Annotated in this window: 8 protein-coding genes and 2 pseudogenes; 6 read left to right on the forward strand and 4 right to left on the reverse strand. The window is 41.2% G+C overall.

Annotated elements, in window-relative coordinates:
* Window positions 1-3: 3 nt before the first annotated feature.
* The 4 genes from KSMBR1_RS20035 to KSMBR1_RS20055 form a co-directional block, all read right to left on the reverse strand.
* The gene (locus KSMBR1_RS20035) at window positions 4-642 is read right to left on the reverse strand and encodes an NADH-quinone oxidoreductase subunit B (protein ID WP_099326852.1); all 639 of its coding nucleotides are present in this window, start codon (window positions 640-642) and stop codon (window positions 4-6) included.
* 6 nt (window positions 643-648) lie between these two features.
* On the reverse strand, window positions 649-1065 hold the full coding sequence (locus KSMBR1_RS20040) for an NADH-quinone oxidoreductase subunit A (protein WP_099326853.1): 417 nt from the start codon (window positions 1063-1065) through the stop codon (window positions 649-651).
* A gap of 302 nt (window positions 1066-1367) precedes the next feature.
* Entirely contained in the window at window positions 1368-3038 is a 1671-nt protein-coding gene (locus tag KSMBR1_RS20050; protein ID WP_099326855.1) for a molybdopterin-dependent oxidoreductase, read from the reverse strand.
* A gap of 249 nt (window positions 3039-3287) precedes the next feature.
* A complete protein-coding gene (locus KSMBR1_RS20055; protein WP_099326856.1) occupies window positions 3288-3611 on the reverse strand; it encodes a DUF6788 family protein in 324 nt (107 codons plus the stop codon).
* A 61-nt stretch (window positions 3612-3672) separates the two neighbouring features.
* On the opposite strand from KSMBR1_RS20055, the pseudogene KSMBR1_RS20060 reads away from it, so the two are divergent.
* The 6 genes and pseudogenes from KSMBR1_RS20060 to KSMBR1_RS20085 all read left to right on the forward strand — a co-directional run.
* Window positions 3673-4494: pseudogene (locus KSMBR1_RS20060) on the forward strand (IS4-like element ISCku4 family transposase); the annotation flags it as partial.
* Window positions 4495-4617: 123 nt separating this feature from the next.
* Window positions 4618-5874 carry an ISL3 family transposase gene (locus KSMBR1_RS20065; protein ID WP_099326342.1) on the forward strand — a complete coding sequence of 419 codons (1257 nt, stop codon included), beginning with the start codon at window positions 4618-4620 and terminating at the stop codon, window positions 5872-5874.
* A 7-nt stretch (window positions 5875-5881) separates the two neighbouring features.
* Window positions 5882-6466 (forward strand): annotated as a pseudogene (locus KSMBR1_RS20070) (IS4-like element ISCku4 family transposase); the annotation flags it as partial.
* Window positions 6467-6725: 259 nt separating this feature from the next.
* Window positions 6726-8600, forward strand: coding sequence for an IS1634 family transposase (locus tag KSMBR1_RS20075; RefSeq protein ID WP_099326857.1), 1875 nt, complete (start codon window positions 6726-6728; stop codon window positions 8598-8600).
* A complete protein-coding gene (locus KSMBR1_RS20080) occupies window positions 8587-8961 on the forward strand; it encodes a transposase (RefSeq protein WP_099326858.1) in 375 nt (124 codons plus the stop codon). Before KSMBR1_RS20075 ends, KSMBR1_RS20080 begins: the two co-directional genes overlap by 14 nt.
* A 761-nt stretch (window positions 8962-9722) precedes the next feature.
* A complete protein-coding gene (locus KSMBR1_RS20085; RefSeq protein WP_099326979.1) occupies window positions 9723-11378 on the forward strand; it encodes an IS1634 family transposase in 1656 nt (551 codons plus the stop codon).
* Window positions 11379-11623: the final 245 nt, after the last annotated feature.

The following is an 11623-nucleotide window of genomic DNA, read 5'->3' on the forward strand; positions in this document are numbered from 1 at the left end:
TAATTAAATTTCCGAAGGCGGTTTAATTTTTGTCATTTTCATTCGGTTTTCGTGCTTTAATTCTTTCATTGAAACAGGATCCATCCTGGTAATCCCTTGCGGACCGGTAAACCAGCTTAAAGGACGTTTTTCCTTTCCAACTGAATCGCGCAGCATCAAAAGACCTTCCATAAAAGCATCGGGGCGCGGCGGGCAGCCGGGCACGTAAACATCTACTGGCATAAATTTATCCACGCCTTGTACTACACTGTAAATATCATACATGCCGCCTGAATTTGAACAAGAGCCCATAGAAATTATCCATCGCGGTTCCATCATCTGTTCATAAAGTCTTTTAATAATTGGCGCCATTTTAATGAATATGGTGCCGGCAGTGATCATTACATCTGCTTCCCTCGGCGTTCCCCGAATAACTTCAGCGCCAAATCTTGCAATATCATATTTGCTTGTTAGGCTTGTCGCCATTTCAACATAACAACAGGACAGCCCGAAGTTAAAAGGCCATAATGAGTTTTTTCTTCCCCAGGCAATCAAATTCTGCAGATTACAGAGCACAACAGTTTTCTGAACAGCTTCCTCAAATGAACTTGTGCCGCTGACCGTTTTAGTTTGATCGGATGATTTAGTTAACCACCATTTCATAAATGCTTAACCTTTTAATTTTTCAAATGCTGATAATATTTTTTTACCCTGCGGGCCGAAATCAAGTGCGCCGAGTCGCCACACATAAATAAGTACGGCAATAATAATTCCAATAAATATTAATACACCAATGTAGCCGTTCCACCCAACATCGCGAAAAGCAACTGCCCATGCAAAGATAAAAATGGCTTCAAGATCAAAAATTACGAAAAACATTGCGGCGATATAGAAATGTGCAGAAAACCTGATACGGGCGCTGCCGGTGGGCGTAATACCTGATTCGAAAGGAACGTCGGTAGAAGGCTCTTTGTGACGCTCACCAAGAAAATAAGATATAATCAGTATTCCAATTACTAAAGAAACTACTGCTACAGTATATAATAGTAAAGGCCAGAGAGTGATTGGTTCAATAAAATTAGACAATTATTTACTCCCAAAAACAGATTAAGAAATTCTAATGATAATATTTTTTATAGCCCTTATATGGTAAAGTTTATAATGAAACAAAATAAAAATTTTCTCGCATCAATTTACGAAAGAATATACTCACTATCCTGGCTCGAAAATAAGACTACAAAAAATAGTTTAAGTACAGATATTACAACACGATATGGCTATAAAACCATTTTCATCGTTTCTGGGTGTTGCAAATGCAACATGATGACTGTTTTTATAATTTTAATATTCATAAAGGGAATTATTATTTATAAAAATCTTTTTTGATGCTATACATTAGCTATTAAATCGAAGTATTCGTCATCTTCATTTTTGCCGCCGTAGCCTTTACCAATTGTTTTATACGTTTCTACAAATTCAATTCGTTCAATCCATTTTACCATTTTATAACCTAACTGATTTTCTACACGTAGCCTTAAAGGAGCCCCATGTACTTCAGAGAGCAACTCATAATTCATTTCCCACGCCAGTATCGATGCGGGTTTCAGACAATTATCCAGAGTGATTGTATCGTAGTACATGCCGCCATACAACCCTTCTCCAAAAGAATAAAACACAACCGTGGTTACAGAGGGATGTGGTTTAACCAGGTCCACCAGTACCTTTATAGGTAAGCCTCCCCATTCCGCTACGCCCGTCCATCCCTGTACGCAGTGGTGCATAGTAATATTCTGTTCTTTGCCCAGGTTCTTTATATCATCAAGCGACAATTCAACGGGGTTTTCTACTAATCCGCCTACTTTGAGTTTGTAGTCTTTGAATTTATTCTCTGCCAACTTTTTCCACTTTTCGGAAATTGGAAGATTGCCATTGGGCCAAAAGAATGGAGATATATCTTTCTTTTTTAAATATGCTCTGGGTTTCAATTTATTGATTGTGAACTGCCACAAATTGCCATTAATAAATGCATCTGTTCTTTGAACCCATCGCGGCCGTTTCCAGGACACCCAATGAGCATAAACAAAAAAAGCAATTGTAAAAAGAATTATTGCTGAACCTATATAAAGCCCTGTATAATCTGCGGGATTATCTGTTCCAAGCGTTATATGGTTCATGTTTCTAACGAAGCCTGTAATCACCACCATAGTAACGTGTACTATAATAAAAGCCACATATGCCAGCATCACTAAAAAGTGTGCAGACCTTGCTCCTTGCCTGTTGCCAAATAATTTTGGCAGCCAGTAAAATCTATTATCAATAGCAGGTGACATGCACACACCACTAAGCATAGCAAGAGGTCCTAAAATAAATATTACACCAAAATATGAAATCTGCTGTAATGCATTGTAATGATAAAAACCGTCAGGTTCTATTGGCAGATTGAATGTAGCATAATGCACAAAAACTGCCCACGCATCTGGAATAATTTGCCAGGAAGAAGGTGTTATTCTTTGCCATTGATCGCCAGCAAATAATAGCGTAATAAATATTATTCCATTCAATACAAAAAAAAGTACATGGATAAAATGCCAGCCGCGGGCAATACCTACTGTGTGGCGATACCCTGGTAAGCCGATAATCGGACTTATATAACGGGCATCATCTTTTGCGGTCCATAATTTGTCTTTTGGCACAATTAAAGGAGTAAATTTCAACCACTCAGAACCAGGTGTGCAGCCTTTATTCCAATACAGCCGGGGATGGTCCATTAATATTGAAAGTCCACTTTTTATCAGTATCATCAAAAAGAAAAAGTTTACCCAATGGCAAAGAATCAGCCACAAGGGAAAACCTTTCACTTTAACTTCAGTTATAGAAAGCAGTGCTAATGACGGATCCTTTGGTAATCCATATACTAAAAATTGTATCCACGCTGCTCCCATTATTCCTAAGAATACAATGCCAATAATCAGAAAGGCATAAGGATTCAGTCCAATAAATAATTTCCTGTCTTGCGGATAATGAACTGATTTTTCTATTTGGTTAAAATGAGTGAACATAACACCTCCTGATAAATCTTATAATTTATACGATCAGTATTGGTCAGGTTTCTTTTAAAGTGAAGCCCTTTAAACAAGAATTCACTAAAATTCTGCTATCTGGTTACAATGCATAATTACTACACACAGAATAATTAAAATATTAATAATTGATAATGACTTAAGTCACTTGAGAGTACCGAGTTCTCCATGTTGTGAATCTATTTAATCATATCTACAATTCTTATTTTTTACAGTACAATTTTAAACTTATTTCGGTTTATCACGTTTCGCTAAATGGGCCTTCAATCGTGAATGTTCAATAGAAAGATCTATCCATAATTCAATCAATTTTTTAAACTCTTTATATGTTTTTACCAGTTGCCTTGTCTCATCTACAAACGAAGGCCTGACGTATTCCGTCCTGCTTTTCATTTTATGTGTAAAACTGAGTTGATAGTATGCCCCCTTTTTCCCCGCAGGGTCCTTATACTGTTTACTCAGACTACCCGGTCTCATTTCATTAATTGACTGAAGTTTCTTTTTGATTTTTTTAATCTTCTCTTCAATTTGTTGTAGCTTTTTTATTGACATATATGTAGCATACACAGGCTACATCAATATGTCAACAATAATTTGAAGGGGAGGAAGATTTATGAAGCTTTGGATTCTGTGGTGGAGCACGGTCTGGCAACTACGCCCAGCCTGCTCTCGCCTGAGAAACTTTTTATGGTTTGCTACAGTTTTAGCCGGAATTACCGTTCGGCCTGATTTGCTCGGGGTGTCTAGTATTATACGAGGACTCGGCCTTAAGGGGTATTGTTATGACCGCCTTTTGGATTTTTTTCATAGCAACGCACTAAATGTTGAGAAACTAACCAAACTATGGACAAAGCTTATTATAAAAACACATCCGCAGGTAAAGCGTTTTCGCGGGAAATTGCTTTTATGTGGGGATGGCCTTAAGGTGCCAAAAGAAGGCAAAAAGATGCCTGGTGTAAAGTCATTGCATCAGGAATCTGACTCGAATAACAAGGCAGAGTACATTATGGGCCATTCCTGTCAGGTTGTTTCTCTTTTAGCTGAAGCCGGGAAAAGTTGTTTTGCTATTCCACTGGTGAGCAGAATTCATGAAGGCGTTGTCTTTTCAAACAGAGACCAAAGAACCTTACTCGACAAAATGGTTTTATTGATTAATTCTCTGGAGCTGAAAGAATTGTTCTACTTTATTGCAGACGCCTATTACGCATCCCATGCTATTATTAATGGCGTAGTTGCCCGGGGCAGCCACTTGATTAGCAGGGTAAGGAGTAATGCCGTTGCATACTTTCCCGTGGAACCGACTCCTGAAAAGAAAGGACGTGGACGACCCAAAAAATATGGTACGAAAGTAAAATTAAAAACATTGTTGAATGATCGCGCATCAATGAAGGAGGTGGAAAGTCCGGTTTATGGAGAGCAAGGCATAAAAATAAATTAGGCTCGTCCGCAGAATCTGTGGGTAATAAGTAAGGATTAGTAAGAGAAAAGGTGCATTGCCATCCCAAAGGGAGTAAGATGTTTTTTATCAAGAAAGCATCTTAACCCAAAAGGAGAGGCAATGCAGATAAAGACATTATTAAATACGGTAGAGAATTTCAAGTCATTTGTTTACAAAGCAGTCAGTTTCGAGGTCATAAATGGTAGAAAGGCATTAGTAGCAGATATAAAGCCGAGGGTAAATGCCAAGCCTGAATGTTCAGTATGTGGGAAGAGAGTGTCTGGGTATGATACACAGCCGTCCCGGTTATACGAGTATCCGCCATTATGGGGGTTTCAAGTATTTTTCCGATATTCCCCGCGACGCGCCGCCTGTCCAGTGGACGGAATCCATGTAGAGCGAATTCCCTGGTCAGAAGGTAAGGAGCAGATGACCACCACATACAAGGTATTCCTGTCTCGATGGGCTAAACGCCTGAGTTGGAAAGAGACAGCCGAGATATTCAAGTCCAGTTGGGACAGTGTGTATAGGGCAGTGCAGTTTGTAGTTGCCTACGGCCTTGCCCACAGGGACTTGGAGAATATAACGGAAATAGGAATAGACGAGATACAAGTCTGGAGTGGCCACAAGTATTTAACCCTTGTATATCAGCTTGATTCGCATGCCAAAAGGCTTTTATGGAGTGGCCCTGAGCGGAAGGCAAAGACCCTGCGGAAGTTTTTCATGGAGTTAGGTATAGAACGTTGTCTGAGAATCAAATTCGTTTGCAGCGATATGTGGTCGCCGTACCTGAAGGTGATAGCGAAGAAGGCTTCCCAGGCGCTTAATATTCTTGACCGTTTCCACATCATGAAGAAATTCAATGAAGCCATAGACCAGATACGGAGGGAAGAGGTCAAAAAGCTCAAGGATGAAGGCACAGACAATGTTTTGGAAAAGAGCCGTTGGTTACTGTTGAAAAGGCCTGAGAACTTGACAGAAAAGCAAACGGTACGGTTAAGCCAGATAGTTAAGATCAACCTGAGTTCAATAAAGGCATATTTAATGCGTGAAGATTTTCAGCGTTTTTGGGAGTATAAGTATCCGGCGTATGCAGACAGGTTTCTCGAGAACTGGATTACGAGAACCCTAAAAACCAACCTGGAACCTATGAAAAAAGTGGCAAAGATGTTGCGCAATCACAAGCAGCTCATTCTCAACTGGTTCAAGGCTGATGGCAGACTTTCTTCCGGTACGGTTGAGGGGTTTAACCTTAAGGCGAAACTGACTATGAGAAAGGCTTATGGTTATAAATCTCTGGAATGCCTGCAAACAGCCTTGTATCATACTCTTGGTAATTTGCCGGAACCAATACTTACCCACAGATTCTGCGGATGAGGCATAAAATTATAGAACCCTTGATCTGCTTTGGAAACCCGTGGGTATTCTTATTCGATTTGTATTGGTGGATCACCCTCAAAGAGGGAAAATTATTTTAATGAGTACGGATTTAACTATTAATGCAATGGAAATTATCTGCCTGTATGGATTGCGTTTCAAAATCGAAGTGTCTTTCAAACAGGCGCTTAGAACCTTGGGCACATATGCCTACCATTTTTGGATGAGAAATATGCAGCCAATTAAAAGGCGTTCCGGCAATCAACATGTTCACAAAAGAAGCTCTGAATACAGAAATGCAGTTCGCAGAAAACTTGCAGCCTATCACAGACATATACAGGCCGGCGTTATTGCACAGGGGCTTTTGCAATATATTTCTTCAGCATTTCCATCGCTTGTTTGGAATTCCTTCGGGTCATGGTTGCGGACTATGAGACCGGGAATTTGTCCTTCAGAACAAGTGACGGCCATTGCAATGAGAAATTGCCTTCCTGAATTTCTCGTGGATTCATCTCAAAAGTCAATCCTTACAAAATTTATTCTTGAACGAATCGATTTTTCCAGGGCAGAAGGGGCTCGATTGGTCGCATAGTTGCTTTTACTACACTTTTTAACTATTTTATTTTCACTCACAAGGTATTTTTACTCGTGAGAATGGGATTAGTGCCTACTGTAAAATACGGTACTCTTAACCCAACTTCGACAAATTTACCCTGAAAAAGGCAAGAAATTGAGCGTATAATAGTCGTAACCTATTGGTATGGTTGAATGTTGCTTTCGGCGTTTAATGTAGTGCCTGAATATTATTGTTTATGCTTGCGGCGCCATTGCTTACATGGTAAAATACCGGTGTGTTTATCCGTGAAAAGATCAAAAAAGTGAATGGCGGGAAGAGCTACATACAACACCAACTCATCGAATCCATTCGCACCCCTTCAGGGCCAAGACAGCAAATAGTCTTAAACCTTGGGCAGCTTAGTCTGCCCGAGGAGAAGTGGAAGACCCTTGCCAATTGCATTGAAGGATTTTTAGCAAATCAAAAAACGTTGTTTCCTCAAGATCCTGAAATAGAGGCGAAAGCAAGGCATTATGCCAGCCAGATAAGACAGGAGCGGTTGGACAGGGCGCAAGAACGTATTACCGGCGGTGAATCAGCAGGGGAAGAACCTGCTCAATACGAGCACGTGAATATTAATTCCCTGATAACAAATGATGCAAAGACCGTAGGCGCCGAACACGTGGCCATAAGCCAAATGAATGAATACGGGTTTGATAAGATATTGCAAGGGCTTGATTTTACAGATGACCAGATTGCCTATTCCAAGATGCTCATTGTGGGGAGAATGGTTCATCCCGGCAGCGAGCGTGATACCGTGCGATGGCTTTCTGAAACAAGCGGGGCGGGAGAGCTGTTGGACTCAGGGGTTAAACTGTATGATAAAGCGCTGCATCGCGCGGCAGTCTTGCTTTGGGAGAATCATGCCGCCATAGAGCAAGAGTTGTCAAAGCGGGCGCGAGAGATATTTTCCCTTAAAGAGACGGTGATTTTATATGATTTAACAAATACCTATTTTGAGGGTAGCAAAAGAGGGAGTAAGGTGGCCCGGCGCTACAAATCAAAAGAGAGCCGTAATGATTGTCCGTTAATTACGCTATCCCTTACCGTTGATGAAGAGGGATTTCCCAAGCAGAGCAAGGTTTTTGAGGGCAATGTGTCGGAGCCTGGTACCCTAAAAGATATTTTGGAGGGATTAAAAAAAGAAGACGGTATGTTTTCAAATGATAGAACGATAGTTATGGACGCAGGGGTTGCAACGGAAGAGAACATTGCGCTTATCAGGAAGAGTGGCTATAAATATGTGGTCGTCTCGCGCAAGAAATCTTTTGAAGATACTTTTTGGCCTGAAACGGACGAAGAGAAGATTATGTTATCAGACGGGAAAACAACGTTGGGCATGAAATTAGTCCGTACTGAAGAAGAGGCATTCCTTTTATGCCACAGCGAGGCAAAAGAGGCAAAAGAGGCAAAAGAGAAGTCCATCCTTTCCCTGAAAGAACAAAGGTTTGAAGAGGCGCTCTCGGCAATAAAAGAAGGATTAGAGAAGCCAAAAAGACAGAAAAAATATGATACGATCATAGAGAGGATAGGCCGGTTAAAAGAACGCTACAAGGTGGGCAATTTATATACGATCAAAGTGGAACAGACGGATGGCAAAGCGACCGATATCAAATTTAAGAAAAATGCTCAGGCGCAAGCAAAGGAAGAAGCCATAGGCACGTATGTATTACGGACAAACCGACTTGATCTTAGCGGGGAAGAGATATCAAAGCTCCATAGGTCGTTGAGTACTGTTGAGGAAAGTTTTAAAACAATGAAAGGCAACCTTGGTTTACGGCCAAACTTTCACCACACAGATACCCCAACCATTGCCCACGTGCATGTCACTGTATTGGCCTATCACATACTTGCCGGGATATTAAAAAAGCTAAGAACCGCAGGGGTTCATTATAATTGGAATACGATTCGTAATATCCTTGCCACCCATATAAGGGTAACAACGACCATGAACACAAAGGACGGCTGCGTTATTGACGTCAGAACCTGCACAGCGCCCACGGAAAAGCAGCACACGATTTACAATAAACTACAAATTAAACATACACCATTAGGCAGAAAAAATATAAAATCACCCATGAAAACTCAAAGATGTAGTGCCGAAAAATGAAGGACTAAAGTCGTATCACATTGGCAATAAAAGAGATACGATTTCTGCTTGTCGAAGTTGGGTTAAGCAGGTATTTTGCATTCATAGAATATTTACAAAAGTCAAGACCGGCAAAAAGACCGAGGAAATTGTTTACGGTATTACCAGCCTGACACAACAAAAAGCAAGTCCCAAAACCATTCTTAAGTTTTCCCGCGGACACTGGTCAATAGAAAATGGACTTCATTATGTGCGTGATACCGCTTTCCGTGAAGACCATTCTCAAATACGCACACAAAATGCCCCAAGGGCAATGGCTTCTTTGAAGAACCTTGTGGTTGGGCTTTTTCATTTTCTCAATGTACCAAATATTACCGAGTAGAAAACAGGCGCATTGTTAAACGTTTGAAACCTCTTTCATACTGAAGCGGAGGTATTTTACTCAATCTCTTTTTAGTATGTTTCCTGTTCCCTCTCTAAAATTCCGTACGGTGGGTTTTCCCAAGTACGGCTTCAAACAGAATATCCGCTCTCAACCTTCGATAAAGATATTTAGGATTAAGTGCAAGTCCCACATTCACCTGCATTTCTCCATCTTATAGGAGAGTATAGCTACCGCCTTTTAGTTACTGTAGCCTACTAATTTCGGCATTTGATTTCACTATTATTTGGTAGCAAATCCTGTCCAGAGACCCTTTGCTCTTTTGTGGGTTATGTTGTCCCTCAAAGTCAAACGCTACTACGGTCTCATCTGAGCTTCTCGCTATCTCCCATTACCTTATTATACTTCGTCTAACAGGTCTTTGCCGTACGGACTTGTATTGGCTGATAGCAAGATTTTCCCTAATTTACTCTGCACTACTTTGTTTACGTGTCGCCATCCATACCCCGACAGATTTACCGATTGCTTTTGGTTGTTGCTTCATCAGTAATACTAACTTTCACCATCTTTGCAGTGGTTCAGTATCTGTTTCGCCGCCACTTCGCAAGTTCTATCGGATGTTCACCCCTGCCAAAACGCATAAGTGCTTAATAAATAGTTGGTTAAGGCTGTATTTTTAATAAATATGTAGTCACTAATATATTGTTATTATACGACAATATACTTGACGGATAATGGTTGTTATCTGTACAATGGTGGACATGCATATTGTAGAGAACAAGTCAAAATCCGGTAAAAAAATCTATCGATCTACCCTTCTGCGGGAATCGTACCGTGAGGATGGGAAGGTCAAGAAACGCACCATTGCGAATCTGTCGAATTGCACTCCCCTGGAGATTGAAGCGATAAGACTTGCACTCGCACATAAAGACGATCTCTGTGCATTGGGCGCATTGTCAGAATCGGTGAAACTCCATGAGGGTTTGTCTGTGGGAGCAGCGTGGAGCGTGTACCAAGTGGCAAAGGAATTAGGGATAGAAGAGGCATTGGGAAAGGACTTTGAAGGAAAGCTGGCGCTTTGGCAAGTAATGGCAAGGGTAATAGGCCAGGGGTCAAGACTGTCTGCAGTAAGGCTGGCGCAGATACATGCTGCGGGTGACGTCCTGGATATGAAGCGTGGGTTTGACGAGAACAATCTGTACGATAATTTGTCATGGTTGTCAGAGAATCAGGCAAAGATAGAGCGAAAGCTGTTTGAGTTAAGACGAGGAGGCAATAAGCCGAAGTTGTTTTTGTATGACGTGACGAGCAGTTATTTAGAGGGGAAGTCGAATCATTTTGGTGAGTACGGGTATAATCGTGACGGCAAAAAGAGGAAAAAACAGATAGTGATCGGTATGCTTTGTGATGAATCCGGGGAGCCGGTATCAACAGAAGTATTTAGGGGCAACACCCAGGATCCGAAGACCTTTGAATCTCAGGTAAAGAAGGTATTAGAGCGGTTTGGATGCAAAGATGTAACGATTGTAGGAGATCGTGGGATGATCAAGACGGTGCAAATCGAAAGTTTACCGGAAGGGTTTCATTACATAACGGCGATAACCAAGCCGCAGATAGAGTCGTTGATAAATAAAGGGATACTGCAATTAGGATTGTTCGAAGAAAAGCTCTGCGAGATAAAGGATGATGAGGTTCGATATATTCTGAGGCGCAATCCGGTAAGGGCGGAAGAGATGTCAAAGACCCGTGTATCAAAATTACAGAGTATAGAGAAATACATCGCGAAGAAGAACAGTTATCTGAAGGAACATCCTAAGTCGTCAGTATCGAAGGCACTGGAAACAACAAGGGAAAGGCTAACGAGATTGAAACTTGATGGGTGGGTGCAGATAAAAGAAGAGGATAGGACGCTAAAGATAGAGAGAGATGAGGAAGCATTAAAGGAGGCATCATACCTTGATGGTTGTTACGCAATCAAGACTGATCTTGAGGAGAACGAGGCGGATACCAATCTGGTACATGAACGATACAAGGATTTAACGGAAGTGGAGAAGGCGTTTCGGGACTGTAAGACGGTGAATTTGGAGGTTCGTCCGGTGTATGTAAGAAAGGAGGATAGTACACGGGGACATGTGTTTGTGGTAATGCTTGCGTACATGATAATTCGAAGGCTGCGCAGAGCGTGGAAGAATTTTGACTTGACGGTAGAGGAAGGTCTCGCACAATTGACGACCATTTGTTCGATGGAAGTAACAATCAAAGGCCAAAAAGCTAGTTGCCAGAAGATCCCGCGTCCGCGGCAACAATCACATGAATTATTAGAGGCATTACAGATAAAGTTGCCAGAAGTATTGCCAAGCCGGAACATACGGGTAGTCACTAGAAAAAAGCTTGCTGTTCGGCGTAAAAGTCAATAAATATAAGGCTTTTACGGCACTTTTGTTTTTTGACTTGGGGTGAACATCCGTTCTATGGTGGTCTGCGTAACGAGGTTGCAATATTCCCTTTATGGTACGACCCGTAAACTTGTTTGCCCTTCGCTTGCAAGGACTTTTACTTCTGAGCTTTCATATTGCAAGTTACCTTTACAATATGTCAGATATAGCTAATCGGTCAAACAACCAATTTCCGATATGGGACTTTCACCCATTTAGTAATGCAG

The organism is Candidatus Kuenenia stuttgartiensis (assembly GCF_900232105.1).
In the GTDB taxonomy this organism is placed as follows: Bacteria; Planctomycetota; Brocadiia; order Brocadiales; family Brocadiaceae; genus Kuenenia; species Kuenenia stuttgartiensis_A.